The organism is Chryseobacterium limigenitum (assembly GCF_900114875.1).
GTDB lineage: Bacteria > Bacteroidota > Bacteroidia > Flavobacteriales > Weeksellaceae > Chryseobacterium > Chryseobacterium limigenitum.
Window position 1 is genome coordinate 1 of the sequence record NZ_FPKW01000004.1, and the last position, 17,056, is coordinate 17,056.

Consider the following 17,056-nt stretch of genomic DNA (forward strand, 5'->3'; position numbering starts at 1 on the left):
CATTACCTTATGATGCAGCAAGTTTTACCAATTATACTTTAGTGCCTTTTGGAGGTACCACAGGTGAGGTTGTAATTCCAAATGATGGAAATTATATTACAACTGTACGTTGGTGGGGCATAACAGATATTGCATCGGGTTGGACGAGTGCTTATATAAGATTGGTAAAAAAAGATGGAGTGACCAATGCATTATCAACATTGGATGAAATTGAATACTATACACCAGTGAAAGGTACAGCAAATTCAGATGCTTTTACATTTTCGGTTAATTTGGTAGGAGTTGGTTTAAAAGCCGGTGATAAGATAATAATATACATACGCCCTTCAGTTGGTAATGGAAATTGGAAAACCGGATCGGTGGGAACAACCACAGTATGGAATCCTAGTCTGCTGGTAAGTCAGCAATAATGTTATTTTATCATATGATAAGAAAATTTAGTAGACATTTAAATTTTTCGAGGTGTGATTAAATAATTCGAAAAATATTACTAAGACAAAATTCTTAAAATAAATCAAATATTATGTATGCAATTAATCATGCGGCAACAGCCTTGCTCATAAAGAAAAAACAACCGACCGCGCCAATGTTTTTATTACTGGTATCCGTTCAGCTAATGGAAATATTTTGGGTGATTTTTAATTATTTTGGCTGGGAACATTTTTCAGTTTTAAATGGTAAAATGCATCTTGATTTTTTGCCCTATTCACACTCTTTGTTTTCTGGCGTGGCGGTAGCTTTAATTTCATTTGCGATTATCAATTGGGGATATAATAACCGGAAACTTGCAATTGCTTTTTCAATTGGAGTCTTATCACATGTTATTATTGATATGGTATTTCACGAAAAAGATATTCGTCTTTCACCGTTTTCGGACAAACCTGTTTGGGGATTAGGAATTATAGATTATCCACTTTTGAATTTTGTGCTTGAGTTAATGTACGGAATATTCTGTTGGTGGTATTTCAAAGGAAGCAAAGCGTTGCTGATAGTCATTTTGGTATTTAATATTACAGATTTACCAATGATGCTGGGGCATGGCGATGCACTGAAATCTTTTGAGAAATACCCATTTATTCTTCCTTCCTTCATTCTTTTTCAAATTTTAATTACTTGGTATTTTGTATGGAGATATAGTAGAAAACTAAAAGGAAGGCTATAATAATTTCTGTTAGTTGGTAAAAACAGATTTTTTTTAGGAAGAATCCAGCTCATATTTAATTATGGGCTGGATTTATTTATATTACAATTTGTCTTTTTTGATCTACCATCCTAAATAATAATCAGGGCTCAACCAAATCGGACGATGCATTCCAAAATGTTCCTGAAGCATTTTTTCGGCCTCACAGAAAGCGCCTTCTACCCAGCCTTGCTGATCGGAATATGCTTCTCCGATAATATGAATCTGCTCATCAGCAACAGGTTTTCTCATGTATGGCATCACATTTTCAACCGAATATCCTGCTTTCCATGCGTGATATCCTGCGCCGAAAGGTTCATCTGTCCAGTCTTTAAAATAGGTTACGTAAGGATCTGGAATCGTTATATCCGGGCCATGCAATTCTCTAAGCTGATTCATTAATTCATCCACCATTAATTGAGTAGCCTGAACATCATCCAATTGATGCAATTCTTTCAATGATGCAGATTTGGCAGGTTTTACTTCAAAAAGTAGCTTGTCATCAGTCAGTGCTTTCCAGAAAGTCTCGGTTTCCATATCTCCGTAACTTCCCAACAGCATTGAGTTATTAGTTTCAGGATCTGTACCGAAATAATAACATTGTCTCATCGGTAAATCGGTGATAGAATGTCCGGAATCAATTTTTAATTCTTTCCACCAAGGATATTGGAAGCCCATTAATATTTTAAACGCAGGTTCCATAATCACCGAACGAATATTTTTATTGATCACAGAATTTTCATTAATATCAAAAAAGAAATTATTCTGATCTAAAAGCTCCAGAGATTTTCTAGGCATCGCAAGAATCAGCTTGTTTGCATAGACATTCCATGTCGTGTTGGTTTTCAGATTAAGAAAAGTCAGTTGGTATTTATGAGTATTTTTTAAGGCATGCTCTTTGGTGAAAGTAAGTAGCTTATTTTCAGACCAAATACAGGCTCCATCATGCTCCATATAAGAATTGGCGACTGCATACGCAATGCTGTCATAACCTTCTTCAATGGTTTTATAAATAGTTCCGGCAGAGAAATCCCCAACCATGTAAGGAAACGCTTCCGCAGAGTTCCAATTGATGGTGTTTGAGTAATATCCGCCCGCATTGGCTACAAATTCATATCCTTCCTGCGAAATTTGATCTTTAATTAAATTCCAGAATCCTAGATCATTCACTTTACGCTGATCGTAAGGAGAATTAGGAAAATTATAGACCAATTTGGGTTTGATATCATCCCAGTCTTTGCTTGTTAATTTAAAACTGTAATCGTAAACACTATTTCCTTTGATGATTTTATCTGCGTATTTTTTAGCTACCCACGGATCTGCCATTAAAACATCATAAATAATCTTGTTAAAAAGCTGATCTGAACTAAAACCATCATCATCATCATTCAGATAATAACGGGTTTCCAGTTTTTTACCTTCTTTCTGAGCCACATCCCACGCATCTTGTTTGAATCGTTCTTTTCTGAGATACATTAATAGCTTTGTAGGATCGCCCATCGGAAATGGAACGGGAGTCATTTTATCTTTCAGAACGGGAATACGTTTGTCCGGATCTGCTTCAGAAAGAGGGTAGCCTTCAATTAATGTCGTTACAATTTCCTGAGAGGTCAGGTAGCGCATACCTCCCAGTTCGCCCCAGAAATTCATTCCGGGCATCACTACAGATTCTAATCTTCCGCCAAGCTTATTATTCATATCGAAAATTTGTACCTGGTCGGCAGTATATTTTTTATCGGTTACTAAACGGTAAGCGGTGTATAATCCGGAAGTTCCGGCACCGATAATAGCGACTTCAATTTTTAAATCAGGATGCATTCCTGGATTTAATGGGGTGTTTTTATTCATGATGTAATAGTTTTAAATGGCTTTAAAGAATTTGCGTCCTAATTGGAAATGAGAAATATCGAAATCCGTATGTCCGTCCAAGGCAAGATCAGACATGATTTTTCCTAAAAATGGGGTGAATTTTGCAGCCCATCCGGTGGCATATACTACAATGTTTTTATAATTGGGGACATATTTTGGAGCAAAATCAATCAACAGTTCTTTGTTGGGTATGGTACTCAGGGCAATAAGGCACGTTGAGGTATATTCAGGTTCTGTATTCAGGCCTGTCATGTGTTCTTTTATCCATTCAGAAGTATAGGCAAGTTCTTGCGGATTTGGAATTAAAGTTCTGTCACTAGGCTCTTCTAAAGGATTAATAACAAAGTCCGGCGCCACACGAATATATTCCGGATGATCCCACTCAACCGATGGAAAACCATAAAATTCGTTCCCGTTTTTTCCTACAGGATTCTGGAAAACAAACCATGTCGGATATTGAATAGATGGATCAGTTTTTTTGAAATAAGCCGAAGACATATTCCAATACGTAGCTTCTATTTTAAAATCTAATAAATTGATTACACTGTTGATATACGGCCCAGGAATAATTGCCAGTTTTTTAGCAATGTAAATTCCGTTAGGAGTTGTGATTTCAAAGAGTTCACCATTTTGTTTGATGTCAAGTACGGGTGAATCCTCTCTCAATTCAACAGTTTCCTGCTTTTTGCATAAACTTAAAAGCGTTTCAATTGTTGCTTTAAAATTAATACTGGCTCCATCCGGCTGAAAAAGTCCGGTATAGTTTTCAGGTAAATTTCTAAAATGATATTGATCTTCAATTTCCTTTGCAGTTAAGGTTGTGTAAGGAACATTTAAAGCTTTGAGGGCTTTTTCCGCTTCAGCAATATTTCCTTCGGTGGAATGTACTTCTGGATCTCCAAACCAGAGGGTGCCTACTTTATCAAGCAGTGATGTTTCGGTTTCTTTTTCTAATTCATCCCAATAAGGCTGTGCATCCAAGGCCATCTGTACCATATATTCTTCAGGATATGGGATTCGGAATTGGCGCGATACTCCTGCTGAACTTCCAAGTTGATTCACAAAAGTAAACTGCTCAAGAACTAAAGTCTTTGCTTTGCGTTTGCCTAGATGGTACGCAGTGGCCAGACCAATTGCTCCTCCGCCAATAACAATTACGTCGTAGTTTTCAGTATTCATGGTTATTTGTTTTTAGGTTTTATGCTGTTTTGAGACAAGTAAAGAATACAATATTTGAAAGATTAAATTTTAATCCTTATGTACAGGGATTTTCAAGCACATTATTGTTGTCTTTACTGTGTATTTCAAAGTAACAAAGAAGACGGAAAATGTGGTAGAGTAGAAATAATGAATTACAGCTTTAAGTAGAAATACTTAATGAAGTTTGGTAGAAAGAGCGCATGAGAGAAGATGAAAAAGGAATTTTTTTTTGTTGGGACATCGCAAAGGCGCAAAGGTTTTTAATCTTTATGCAGATGTTAAGGCGCGAGAAAATCGAAGATTTTCGACAAGCATTAGATGTAAACAGTACAAATTTTATCGCAGATAAAATCCTTGCGTCTTAAAACAATATTTTATTTATAATTTGCGCCTTTGCGATGTACCAACTCTTCAAAATATAAATTTTAATTAAATATTCAATTTTTACTCCAATTGATTATCAAATTTTCTGAGAGTCTGAATTGTAGGCAGTGGCTTTATGTTGATTTTCCTTTCGTTTTTCTTAATGGTTTTATCTGAACCTAATAATTGGGCTATTTCGGTTCTTGTTCCTTTTATAAGATCAAATTCGGTTTCTGTGGTTGTATTTTTGCCATCCCAACTAACTTTTGCAAGATTGATTAATTCAAATTTTCCGTTATTGAAAAGGAATTTATGTTGATTTTTAACATCTTTAATTTCAGAATAGAGAATGAAATAACCATCTTCAATAAAAACGTCCGGAACTTGATCTCCGCCATATTTGCCGTTCGGATATTGAGGATTCATTATTTCTGTTGAAGAAACTATTAATTTAAATTTTTTATTCGGCTGTTGGAAAAATATTTCCAGTTTTAAAGGCTGTTCAGCATCAATAGTATCCATCGAAATAGTTACTTTATCCTTCAAACCATCTTTATTAAGGTCGCCCAATTCTTCTCGTACTTGCACAAAATGATGCTGTATTTCTTTTTGCTGCGAATAGGTAAGAATTCCGGCAAGAACTGAAATAATCAATACTATATTTTTCATGCTTTTAAAATACATGAAATTATTTCATCATTTTGTGCTTTCTGAATAAATTTGTTAAAGTTGATCTTTAAATCAATTTTGTTCTGGGAACAGAATTTTTTCTTCTTCTGTTCTCTGTACAGCATTAACATACTACAGAAAATGTATTACCCTATACTGTTACGAAATAAAATAGTATTTAATTAAGATCATAATTAGCGATCACTAAACCTAAAATGAAATGAACGTAGTCCTGTTCTGCATCTTTTCTGTTGATCAGTCTGTTTTTATAATCGTAAGAATTTAATACATTTATCAATTTCTGGTAAGTTTCAAAATTATTATCTTTAATTTTTACCCTTACATTCCCGTCCCTTGTTTCGATGATTTCATTCTCCAAAGTTCTGATTTTAAACAGAGCATGACATAATTTTGGAGCGAAACGCATCTTTCCGACATACCTTTCAACTACGTTTACCTTGAATGACTCGAATACGATTGTATTGAAAACAATATTAGAGTTAGGTTCCTGCGTATTGAGCTCAAGTTTATAATTCATTAAATTTATTTTTTACAAATTTAGGTAGAAGTAAAAAAAAAACAAAATAAAATTTTCAATTTAAATAATTGAAAATTTGTATGGGCTTTACAATAAATACAAACTAAATTCTATAATAGCAATTATAGATATCTCTCAGGTTATATTTTAAAAGTGAATAATGAAGTAATTATTTTTATTAAAATCTTTGAAAAGCACCATCAATAAAGAGATTTTAAAGATACTGTTTTTATGTCTGTCTATCATAATATTGAAAATATTCATTAAAATTTGAAATAGGATGTATATATTTTGTCACGATTTTGAACATTTTAAATAGCCTTTTTGATAGTAATAAGATTTTCATTGTTATAATTTTACACTTATAATGATGAAAAGAAAAAATAGAATCTTACTGCTTCATATCGCGTTCCTTTTTGCGGTATTATGTACAGGTTTTCACCTTTTTAAAAGTGAAAAGCATTCTTTTTCTATCAACAATAATCAAGGTAAATTTTTACAGAAAGCAAATACACAAGCTGAGGTTGATGTTTATAATTTATCAGATATACAGGATGAATTTGCGTTGGAGGATCGCGATAAATCATTTATTGATGTTGAGATCTTTTTAGAAAGATGGATTGCGAATATATTTAGAATTCATAATTCTTCTTCCCAGCCTGTTATTGCTCATAACTATTCATTTATTACTTTACCCAGGTATATACTTTACCATTCTTTGCAGATACCTGGCTGTTAATTTCTTTTTATATCCATAACTAATTCCGATTAGTCCGTATTCAATAACGGATAAGGGATTCGTACGTCCAATTTCAATTTTTCTGATACTTTGATTTGCCTTTTCTATGAGGCAGAGAAGATAAGATATGTCCAATTTTAAATAAAAACATTTATGCATTTAACACCAAGAGAAACAGAGAAGCTGATGCTTTATATGGCAGGCGAACTTGCTCTGAAAAGAAAAGCAAGAGGTCTTAAATTAAATTACCCCGAATCCATTGCTCTGATCAGCCATTTTTTACTGGAAGGCGCAAGAGACGGTAAAAGAGTGGCGGAACTCATGCAGGAAGGCGCGCAGATTCTTACGATAGATGATGTAATGCCGGGAGTGGCAGATATGATCCATGATGTTCAGATCGAGGCAACTTTTCCGGATGGAACCAAATTAGTAACCGTGCACAACCCAATTCGTTAATCCAAATTATTATGAAAGAAAAAAATAAAAAAAGTACCATCTCTAATGAAAGTGTAGAGACGGTAGATATAAAAGTAATTAATGCAGAAGATCTTCTTGTTCAGAAAACTGTGATACCGGGAGAAATTTTTGTCAAGGAGGGAATTATTATCTGCAATGAAGGCAGAGAAACCGTAAAAATAAAAGTGATCAATACGGGAGACCGTCCTATTCAGGTAGGTTCGCATTTTCATTTTTTTGAAATAAATAAGGCTATGAGCTTTGACCGGGAAAAGGCTTTCGGAAAGAGACTGAATATTGTTGCAAGTACAGCCGTACGATTCGAGCCGGGAGAAGAAAAGGAAGTTGAGCTTGTAGAAATAGGAGGAAATAAAAAGGCAATGGGCTTCAATAATCTTGTTGATGGGTCTGTAGATTCAGCGACTCAAAAAGAAGAAAGCCTAGCTAAAGCCAATCAATTAAATTTTAAAAATCTGTAACATGAGTTTAAACGTAGACAGAAAACAATATGCCAATATATTAGGTCCAACCGCAGGAGACAGAATCAGATTGGGCGATACAGAACTAATTATTGAGATCGAAAAAGATTTCACCCATTATGGTGATGAAGCCGTTTTTGGAGGTGGAAAAACGGTTCGTGACGGAATGGGACAAAACGTTACTGCCAAAAGAACTGAAGGTGTTTTGGATCTTTGTATCACCGGCGCAACAATTATCGACCATTGGGGAATTGTAAAGGCAGATATCGGAATTAAGGACGGCAAAATTGTAGGAATTGGCAAAGCCGGAAATCCCGACACAATGGATGGTGTAACTCCAAATATGATCATCGGAGCTTCTACGGAAGTTCATGGCGGAAAAGGATATATCGTAACAGCGGGAGGAATTGACACCCATATTCATTTTATCTGCCCTCAACAAATTGAAACATCTCTTTACAGCGGAATTACAACAATGATCGGTGGCGGAACAGGCCCAAATGACGGAACCAACGCAACAACCGTTACTCCCGGAAAATTCAATATGCAGAAAATGTTGGAAGCTGCAGAAGAATATCCTATGAATTTAGGTTTCTTCGGAAAAGGAAACTGTTCTGCAGAAGAACCGATTGAAGAACAGGTAGAAGCAGGAGCATTAGGTGTAAAAATTCATGAAGACTGGGGAGCGACCCCTGCAACGATTGACGCTGCTTTAAAAGTTGCAGATAAATATGATGTTCAGGTGGCAATACACACAGATACCTTAAATGAAGGCGGCTTTTTGGAAGACACGATGAGAGCGATCAACGGAAGAGTAATTCACACTTTCCATACAGAAGGCGCAGGAGGGGGGCATGCTCCGGATATCATCAAGGCAGCGATGTATCCAAACGTTTTACCGGCTTCCACGAATCCTACACGTCCTTATACGATCAATACAATTGATGAGCATTTGGATATGTTGATGGTTTGCCACCATTTAAGTAAAAATATTCCTGAAGATGTAGCGTTTGCAGATTCACGTATTCGTCCGGAAACGATTGCTGCTGAAGATATTTTGCATGATATCGGAGTGTTCAGTATTATGAGTTCCGATTCTCAGGCGATGGGAAGACCGGGAGAAGTGATTACCAGAACATGGCAGACGGCGAGCAAAATGAAAGATCAGCGCGGACAGTTGGAAGAAGATGAAAATACTGCTCATGATAACTTCCGTGCAAAGCGTTATGTGGCGAAATATACCATCAATCCGGCTATTGCTCACGGTATTTCAGAATATGTGGGTTCAATTGAAGCTGGAAAATTAGCTGATTTAGTGATCTGGAAACCTGCATTATTCGGAGTAAAACCTGAAATGATCGTAAAAGGAGGTTTCGTAATTGCTGCAAAAATGGGAGATCCAAACGCTTCGATTCCGACGCCGCAACCTGTTATCTACAGAAATATGTTTGGAGCCCACGGTCGTGCAAAGTATGGAACCTGTGCCAATTTTGTTTCTCAAATTTCAATTGATAACGGAACAATTGCTGAATATAAATTAGAAAAAATGATTCTTCCTGTGAAAAACTGTAGAAATATTTCAAAAAAGGATCTTATTCATAATGATAAAACTCCGGTAATTGAGGTGAATCCTGAAAATTATAAAGTAACAGTTGATGGCGTGCATATTACTTGTGAGCCGGCAGAAAAGTTACCATTAACACAATTGTATTATTTATTTTAAGAACAAACCCTGCCTTATAGGTTGCTAAAGCCTATAAGGTTTATCTCAAAAAAAAAAATTAAATAATAACAGAATTAAAATTAAGAATGAGAAACTTTAATAAAACTATTTTTTCTTTTGCAATAGCAGGAATATCGATGTTATCAGGGAAAATGAACGGACAGTTTTTAGGGGGAATGAGGTTGAAAAGCGATGAAGCAGGCCCAAAAGGACAATTCATGGTTTACGGTTCATTGGATTATTCAAAAATTACAACGCCTTCAAGCACAAGTAGTACAGTTTCAAGTGCGCCAATCGGATTGGGGTATTTTATCAATAACAATGACGTTATCGGGGTAAATTATGCTTACTCACAAAATGCTGTAAATCATAACGTTGTATATAAACAGAATGAAACCGGAATTTGGTACAGTCCATCATTAGCGCTTGGAAAATATTTTTTACTGATTGCTCAGATTGATGCTCACTACGTTTGGGGACAACAAGTTTCAACAACTGTAGAATCAATGGAAAACTTTAATGGATACCGTCTTCGTGCTTATCCTTTGATTGGAGTTGTTCTAGGCGGAGGTTGGGCACTCAAGTTCAAGTTTGCAGAGCTCTCTATGTTGCAGACCAAGGCAAAAGAAGGCTGGACAAAAACTTATGTGGCAGGAATTAGCGGTTCAACATTCGGAGTAGGAATTTCCAAAAATCTTGACTTCAGAAAAAAAGCTAAAAAGGATGATAATTAACGAAACTTTAGGTAACATTTCAGAGAAGACTGTTGTCGAAAAATTAATAGATTATCTTGATCTTGAATGGTTTGAATCCACAAAAAGAATTCAACGTAAAAAAACACGTCAGGGAAAAGATATTGCGATTAAATTTCTTAGAGAGGGTCAGCGCCTCAGAGAAGGCGATATTCTTTATGAAAGTGAAGAAGAGCTCATTGTTGTCAATATTTTGGAGACAGAAGCAATTGTAATTTCTCCGGATTCTATGTTGGAAATGGGAACAGTCTGTTATGAAATTGGAAACAAACATATTCCACTTTTTATACAGGAAAATAAAGTCCTGTTGCCTTTTGAAATGCCGATGTACAGATGGCTGGAAGTAAGTGGTTTTAAACCTGAAAAACAAACTGTAAAGCTGTTGAATCTTCTCAAATCGAATGTAGAACCTCACGGACACGGAAGTTTAGGCTCATCAATTTTTACTAAAATTTTAAAAATGGCAGCTCCAAAAGATGAATAACATGAAATTTTTAGCCAGCTTATTACATATTTCGGATCCAACTTTACCGATCGGAGGGTACACCCATTCCAACGGACTGGAAACGTATGTACAAAAAAGAATTGTACACAACAGAGAAACCGCGCAGGAATTTGTAGAAAATATGCTCAAATATAACCTGAAATACAACGACGGAGCTTTTGTAAAATTGGCGTTTGAAGCTACAGAATCTAAAGATTTAAAAACAATTTTAAGTCTGGATCAGGAATGTAACGCGTTGAAATGTCCGAAAGAAATTCGTCAGGCGAGTCAGAAATTAGGGTTGCGTTTAATCAAAATATTCAAAAGACATGAAAATTTTGAATTTATGGAAGCTTATGAAAAAGCCGTTCAAAATCGTGAAGCGAATTCTCACTACAGCATCGTCTTCGGAATGTATGCGAGTTTATTGAAAATTCCTCTTCAGGAAGCGCTTTTCGGGTTTTACTATACTTCTTCTGCAGGAATAATTACGAATGCAGTAAAGTTAGTTCCTCTTGGACAGCTTGACGGACAAGATATTCTGTTCAAACTATATCCGATAATGGAAGAAACAGCGCAGGAAACGATAGAACTCGACAGAGATTTAGTCGGTCTTTGCAACACCTCTTTCGATATTCGTTGTATGCAACATGAAAGGCTATATTCAAGGCTTTACATGTCTTAAAAAGTGAATTGTCAATCGTCAATTGTCAATGTATGTAAAATTCACTTATTGACCATTCACAATTGACTTCTTCGCTGAGTAAAACGCCCTTGCGAACTTAAAAATATTCATAACTAAAATCAAAAAAATCCTTGCGGACTTTGCGATAAAAATAAAAAACAGAAACAATTTAAAATGGAAAATAGAAAATATATAAAAGTAGGAGTAGCCGGACCTGTAGGTTCAGGAAAAACAGCTTTATTGGAAAGATTAAGCAGAAAATTATACGGAACGTATGATCTTGGAGTAATTACCAATGACATTTATACCAAAGAAGATGCGGAATTTATGGCTAAAAACAGTCTTCTTCCTCATGATAGAATTATCGGGGTAGAAACGGGTGGTTGCCCTCACACAGCGATTCGTGAAGATGCAAGTATGAATCTGGAAGCGGTAGATGAATTGGCAGCCCGTTTTCCGGAGATCGAACTAATTTTTATCGAAAGTGGAGGTGACAACCTATCGGCTACGTTCAGTCCGGATCTTGCAGATGTTACCATTTTCATTATTGATGTGGCAGAAGGTGAAAAAATTCCAAGAAAAGGAGGTCCCGGTATTACGAGATCTGATTTGTTGATTATCAATAAAATAGATTTGGCGCCTCACGTTGGAGCAAGCCTTGAAGTAATGGAAAACGATGCCAGAAGAATGAGAAGCGGAACTCCATTCGTATTTACCAATCTTAAAACTGATGAAGGACTTGATAAAGTGATCGGTTGGGTAAAAAAATACGCCTTATTGGAAGAAATCGAAGAACCGAATCTTGTAAGATAAATGGATAGTCGCTTACATATCATAGCCGGACACAAGGCCGGGAAATCCTACGTGAAAGATCTTTTTGTATCGCCTCCTTTCCGTGTAGTTTCTGTGGGACAGCGGAAAAATGATAACAAACTATATCAGATCATAATGAGTTCTTCCCCCGGAATTCTGGATGGCGACCGCTATCAGCTGGATATTGAGTTGGAAAAAGGTTCTGCCTTACAGCTTCAGTCGCAGTCTTATCAAAGATTATTCAATATGAAGGATGAAGCCGTTCAGCAGTTGAATATTTCTATGGAAGATAATACTTCTTTTGCCTATGTTCCACACCCTGTGGTTCCGCATGAAGATTCGAATTTTAAAAGTAAAGCAAACATCAATATTGGTGAAAACAGTCAGGTAATTATGGCTGAGATCATCACTTGTGGACGAAAGCATTACGGAGAACTTTTCAAGCTTAAAAAATTTCAGAATCTCACAGAAATTTACCATAAAGATAAATTAATGGTGAAAGATAATGTATTGATTCAGCCTGATTTGATTCCTATTAAAAGCATCGGAAATCTGGAAGAATATACCCATCAGGGAACTCTTATTTTTTATACAACTAAAAAGAATGTCGATAAAAACGAACTGATCGAGATCATCTATACTCAAATAGAATCCCAACATGAAATGGAAATTGGTATTTCAGCAATGGAAGATAACGGATTTATCATCAGAGCATTGGGAAATGGCGGAGAAGTAATGTATAATTTTTTCCGTAAAGTTCAGGAAATCCTTTGGGAATTAGAATAAATAAAATTAAAAAATGAATGCAACTATTTGGGCATTAATGCTGAGTGCCATATCCATAAGTTTTATCCATACCGCAACGGGACCGGATCATTATTTGCCATTTATTGTTTTATCAAAATCAAAAAAATGGAGTAGAAGCAGAACTATTCTGTTAACGATTGCCTGTGGTTTTGGTCATGTTCTGAGTTCTCTTGTTATAGGCGCGATCGGAGTTTTTCTTGGATGGCAGCTTAATCAGTTTGCATGGTTTCAGGATATTAGAGGGAACATTTCGGGATGGGCATTACTTATTTTTGGGATCGCTTACCTTATTTATGGATTGATTCAGGCAGCTAGAAATAAACCTCACAAACATTTCGATGTATTGGGAGACGATGTTTACGTTTATGAGCACAATCACACCGAAATGGTAATGCCGCAAAGCAGAATAAAAGTGACGCCTTTTGTCTTGTTCATGATCTTTGTAATGGGACCGAGCGAACCGCTTACTCCGCTTCTTTTTTATTCAGGATTAAACCGTTCTGTAACTGAAATTCTGGCATTGGTACTTCCGTTTACATTAACAACAGTTGCTACAATGTTGGGGATGGTTTTACTCGGCAGATATGGATATTCAACTTTATTCAATACCGAAAAACTGGAACGTTATATGGGCGTAATAAGTGGAGCAGTAGTTACGATATGCGGCGTAGGAATGGTCTTTTTAGGCTGGTAGCGAATGGGGTAATAGTCAAAAGTCAATAGTGAATTTGCTTCGCTTGTCAATACAAGGATCAAATTTACTGGCAACGCCAAATTGACTATTCAACATTCACAATTTTCGTCTAAATCATTTATCATTTATCATCTATCAATTATCATTTATAAATTAAATTATGGATAAATTTTTTGAAAAAATCCCTTTTATAGATAATATTTTAAAAGGAATCGGGCAGATCATGCTTCAGGAAAACAGATGGACAGGCATCCTGTTCCTTATCGGGATCTTTATGGGAAGCTGGGAAGGCGGCATCGCTGTTCTTTTGTCTACAAGTGTCGGAACATTCACCGCAATGAAGCTGAATTACGATAAATCTGAAATAAATGCAGGATTATACGGTTTCAGTGCAGCTTTGGTGGGCGTTGCTTTGTCTTTCATCTTTCAGACAACGATTTTAATATGGATTCTTATTATTTTGGGTGGAGCATTGGCAACAATTATTCAGCATTTTTTTATTGCTAAAAAGATTCCGGTGTTTACTTTTCCATTCATCATTATCATCTGGGCAAGTGTTTTTGTGTTGCATCATTTTACGCATATTCCGCCATCAGAATTGATCAGTGCAAAAGCCGAAAACCTTGATTATGATGAGGTAATAACTCCAATTAATGGTTTTGGAGAAGTTATTTTCCAAGGTGGAATATTATCTGGAATAATTTTCTTTTTAGCCGTTTTCATCAGCTCACCCGCAGCAGCTTTATATGGCTTTGCCGGCTCTGTTTTGGGAGCTTATGTTTCTCATATCAACGGAGAACCTGTTGCGGAGGTTCATATGGGATTATTCGGTTTTAATGCCGTGCTTTCTGCCATTGTTTTTTCGGGTTTCAAAAAAACGGACGGATTTTGGGTGTTGATATCTGTATTAATTACGGTAGGAATCGATGATTTATTGATTGATAATCATGTTCTTACTGAGTTCGGCGGAGTGCTTACCTTCCCTTTTGTTGCAGGAACATGGATTACTTTATTAATTCAGAAAATTTTTATCTCTAAAAAAGAAAATTAAAATATCTAATAATGAGCTTGTTTAAATTTTTATTAACCACAAAAGATACAAAAGATTAACACATTAGTATTTTAAGTTAATTAATAGACCGTAAATAAAGAACACATTAGTTTTAAAAATCTTTGATTTTTATTCTTTTGAGAACTTTGTTTTATGATAATTAAAAAGAAGTTATGTATTCTAATAGCTTTTGTCCCTTTTGTGGTTAAAAATATAAAAGTTTAAGCATGTTTTTAAATCATTCAAAAAGAATATCAATGAAGAGAACTCAAACAATAGTTGCTTTTCTGGCCTTAATGATGAACGGAATTGTTCTGGCGCAGGAAAAAAGCTCAGAAAAGCAACTATTTATTAAAGATACAGACGATAAATTTCCTATTAATGATGCCTTGATAAAATATAATCATGGGAATGACCATACGCATTCGGGATCTGACGGATCATTTAAATTTAATGTTCAGTCATTTCCGGATACTTTGGTGATTAGTCATAGCGGATATGATGAGATTAAATTGTTGGTTAATAGTGATGAAGATAAAAATAAAGTTATTTTTCTTCAACATAAACCTTTTCAGATCTCCGAGGTAGAGATCAGTCACAGTTCGTTTCTTTCGGCAATCACAAAGGTTGATCTGAATAAATTTCCTGTAAATTCTGCTCAGGATCTGTTGCGAAAAGTTCCTGGATTGTTCATTGCCCAACATGCAGGAGGAGGAAAAGCAGAACAGCTTTTTTTAAGAGGTTTTGATGCTGATCACGGCACTGATATCAGCGTAAATGTAGACGGAATGCCTGTGAATATTGTCTCCCATGCTCATGGACAGGGATATTCGGATCTCCATTTTATCATTCCTGAAACGGTTAATAATATTGATTTCGGAAAAGGAGCGTATTACATGGATCGCGGAGATTTTGATACGGCAGGATATGTAGATTTTCAGACATATGATAAACTGAAAAACAGCATGGTAAAGCTGGAAGGAGGTTCTTTTAATTCAAAAAGGATGTTGGGAATGTTCAATATCATCAATGATCCGAATAAAAGACAAAACGCTTATGTTGCCGCAGAATACAATTATACTGATGGCCCGTTTGATGTAAAACAAAACTTCAACAGGGTAAATATTTTCGCAAAATACAACCAATGGATTACCGATAAAGATTATTTTAATATTCAGTTTTCTACATTCAATTCTTCATGGAATGCTTCAGGACAGATCCCTGAATGTGCCATAAATGAAGGTATTATTGACCGATGGGGAAGCATTGATCCTACGGAAGGCGGAAGTACCTCGCGCACCAATCTTCAGATGAATTACAAACATATCATTTCTCCATCTGAACAGATTGAAGCGATGGCTTGGTATTCCAAGTATAATTTTAATCTGTATTCTGACTTTACTTTTTATTTGAAAGATAAAGATCACGGCGATGAAATCGAGCAGAAAGACGGCAGAAATATATACGGAACTGAAATTAAATATACCAAAAGTTTTTCTTTGCCAAACAGCTCATTAAACTGGATATCGGGAGTAGGATTCCGAAGTGATGACATTAATACATTACAGCTTAATCATGTGTATCACAGAGATCTATTATTAGATAAAATGGCTGATGTGAACGGAACAGAAACCAATCTCCATGCTTATTCCGGATTAATCTGGAAAACAGGAAAATGGACGATTAATCCTGCCTTGAGAGTAGATCATTTCATATTCAATATGCATAATTTATTGGATTATGAGCAGCTGCCTTCGGGACAGTCATCTGAGGGAACAAGATTAAGTCCAAAACTTAATTTTTCCTACGCTTCTAATGACAAGATTATGTGGTTCCTTAAAACAGGAATGGGATTCCATTCCAATGATATGAGAGTGGTTGTTCAGAAAAAAGATGCGAAGACTTTACCATATTCTATCGGCGGAGATCTTGGAGTTAGATTACATCCTTTCAAATCATTAATTATTACGCCAACGATATGGTATCTGGCTTTACAACAGGAATTTGTATATGTAGGAGATGATGCGGTTGTAGAACCTTCCGGAAGATCAAGACGGTATGGAGCAGATTTGGGAATCCGCTTTCAACCGTTGGAAAATTTATATTTGAATGCTGATATCAATTATTCTCATGCCCGATTTGTTGACGAGAAAAAAGGAGAAGATTATGTTCCGCTAGCTCCAATAGTAACAAGCACAGGATCTATAAACTGGGATTTTCTGGATGGATTTTCTTTGGGATTACAATACCGTTATTTGGGAGGTCGACCGGCAGTTGAAGATAACAGCCTTCGTACGAAAGCCTATTTTGTGAATGATCTTGTACTTTCTTACAATCGTGCAAAATGGGGTGCCAGTCTGCAGATCAATAACCTGCTTAACGTAAAATGGAATGAAGCACAATTTGCCACAGAAACCCAACTGAAAAATGAAGCCGAACCAATCACGGACATTACCTACACTCCCGGGATTCCTTTCGGAATAAAAATGGGTGTGTTTTATAAGTTTTAAATAGGATTTCAGGAGTAAATTTGTATAACGATAGATATGATAAT

At 35.8% G+C, this 17,056-nt stretch carries 18 protein-coding genes; 14 read left to right on the forward strand and 4 right to left on the reverse strand.

What is annotated here, in order from left to right; all coding sequences use genetic code 11:
* On the forward strand, positions 1 to 410 hold a 410-nt coding region (locus BT156_RS22035), incomplete at its 5' end, for a hypothetical protein (RefSeq protein WP_170857276.1).
* A gap of 113 nt (positions 411 to 523) precedes the next feature.
* Positions 524 to 1,162 (forward strand): hypothetical protein, encoded by a 639-nt coding sequence (locus BT156_RS06650; RefSeq protein WP_072408436.1) that lies wholly within the window; start codon positions 524 to 526, stop codon positions 1,160 to 1,162.
* 102 nt (positions 1,163 to 1,264) lie between these two features.
* Here the strand turns inward: BT156_RS06650 and BT156_RS06655 are convergent, their stop codons facing one another.
* The 4 genes from BT156_RS06655 to BT156_RS06670 all read right to left on the reverse strand — a co-directional run bounded on the left by BT156_RS06655 (position 1,265) and on the right by BT156_RS06670 (position 5,819).
* Positions 1,265 to 3,028, reverse strand: coding sequence for a flavin monoamine oxidase family protein (locus tag BT156_RS06655; protein WP_072408438.1), 1,764 nt, complete (start codon positions 3,026 to 3,028; stop codon positions 1,265 to 1,267).
* 12 nt (positions 3,029 to 3,040) lie between these two features.
* Positions 3,041 to 4,228 carry an FAD-dependent oxidoreductase gene (locus BT156_RS06660; RefSeq protein ID WP_072408440.1) on the reverse strand — a complete coding sequence of 396 codons (1,188 nt, stop codon included), beginning with the start codon at positions 4,226 to 4,228 and terminating at the stop codon, positions 3,041 to 3,043.
* A 465-nt stretch (positions 4,229 to 4,693) separates the two neighbouring features.
* Complete coding sequence (locus BT156_RS06665) at positions 4,694 to 5,281, reverse strand: hypothetical protein (protein ID WP_139255428.1); 588 nt, start codon at positions 5,279 to 5,281, stop codon at positions 4,694 to 4,696.
* Positions 5,282 to 5,459: 178 nt separating this feature from the next.
* Positions 5,460 to 5,819 carry a prevent-host-death protein gene (locus BT156_RS06670; protein WP_072408444.1) on the reverse strand — a complete coding sequence of 120 codons (360 nt, stop codon included), beginning with the start codon at positions 5,817 to 5,819 and terminating at the stop codon, positions 5,460 to 5,462.
* A gap of 370 nt (positions 5,820 to 6,189) precedes the next feature.
* Between BT156_RS06670 and BT156_RS06675 the strand changes: the two genes are divergently transcribed.
* The 12 genes from BT156_RS06675 to BT156_RS06730 all read left to right on the forward strand — a co-directional run bounded on the left by BT156_RS06675 (position 6,190) and on the right by BT156_RS06730 (position 17,012).
* On the forward strand, positions 6,190 to 6,558 hold the full coding sequence (locus tag BT156_RS06675) for a hypothetical protein (RefSeq protein ID WP_139255429.1): 369 nt from the start codon (positions 6,190 to 6,192) through the stop codon (positions 6,556 to 6,558).
* Positions 6,559 to 6,711: 153 nt separating this feature from the next.
* Positions 6,712 to 7,014 carry an urease subunit gamma gene (gene ureA / locus BT156_RS06680; RefSeq protein WP_072408448.1) on the forward strand — a complete coding sequence of 101 codons (303 nt, stop codon included), beginning with the start codon at positions 6,712 to 6,714 and terminating at the stop codon, positions 7,012 to 7,014.
* A gap of 110 nt (positions 7,015 to 7,124) precedes the next feature.
* Positions 7,125 to 7,493 carry an urease subunit beta gene (gene ureB / locus BT156_RS06685; RefSeq protein WP_072408887.1) on the forward strand — a complete coding sequence of 123 codons (369 nt, stop codon included), beginning with the start codon at positions 7,125 to 7,127 and terminating at the stop codon, positions 7,491 to 7,493.
* 1 nt (position 7,494) lies between these two features.
* On the forward strand, positions 7,495 to 9,216 hold the full coding sequence (gene ureC / locus BT156_RS06690) for an urease subunit alpha (RefSeq protein WP_072408450.1): 1,722 nt from the start codon (positions 7,495 to 7,497) through the stop codon (positions 9,214 to 9,216).
* An 86-nt stretch (positions 9,217 to 9,302) separates the two neighbouring features.
* Complete coding sequence (locus tag BT156_RS06695; RefSeq protein WP_072408451.1) at positions 9,303 to 9,950, forward strand: hypothetical protein; 648 nt, start codon at positions 9,303 to 9,305, stop codon at positions 9,948 to 9,950.
* Positions 9,940 to 10,452: an urease accessory protein UreE gene (gene ureE, locus BT156_RS06700; RefSeq protein WP_072408453.1), complete on the forward strand. Its 513-nt coding sequence runs from the start codon at positions 9,940 to 9,942 to the stop codon at positions 10,450 to 10,452. The genes BT156_RS06695 and ureE overlap by 11 nt, the downstream gene beginning before the upstream one ends.
* Position 10,453: 1 nt before the next feature.
* Entirely contained in the window at positions 10,454 to 11,137 is a 684-nt protein-coding gene (locus tag BT156_RS06705) for an urease accessory protein UreF (protein ID WP_072408889.1), read from the forward strand.
* A 174-nt stretch (positions 11,138 to 11,311) separates the two neighbouring features.
* Positions 11,312 to 11,950, forward strand: a complete 639-nt coding sequence (ureG, locus tag BT156_RS06710) for an urease accessory protein UreG (RefSeq protein ID WP_072408455.1) — start codon at positions 11,312 to 11,314, stop codon at positions 11,948 to 11,950.
* Positions 11,951 to 12,736 (forward strand): urease accessory protein UreD, encoded by a 786-nt coding sequence (locus BT156_RS06715; protein ID WP_072408457.1) that lies wholly within the window; start codon positions 11,951 to 11,953, stop codon positions 12,734 to 12,736.
* 13 nt (positions 12,737 to 12,749) lie between these two features.
* The gene (locus BT156_RS06720; protein WP_072408459.1) at positions 12,750 to 13,451 is read left to right on the forward strand and encodes a hypothetical protein; all 702 of its coding nucleotides are present in this window, start codon (positions 12,750 to 12,752) and stop codon (positions 13,449 to 13,451) included.
* 160 nt (positions 13,452 to 13,611) lie between these two features.
* The gene (locus BT156_RS06725; RefSeq protein ID WP_072408461.1) at positions 13,612 to 14,502 is read left to right on the forward strand and encodes an urea transporter; all 891 of its coding nucleotides are present in this window, start codon (positions 13,612 to 13,614) and stop codon (positions 14,500 to 14,502) included.
* Positions 14,503 to 14,759: 257 nt separating this feature from the next.
* On the forward strand, positions 14,760 to 17,012 hold the full coding sequence (locus BT156_RS06730; protein WP_072408891.1) for a TonB-dependent receptor: 2,253 nt from the start codon (positions 14,760 to 14,762) through the stop codon (positions 17,010 to 17,012).
* Positions 17,013 to 17,056 lie beyond the last annotated feature (44 nt).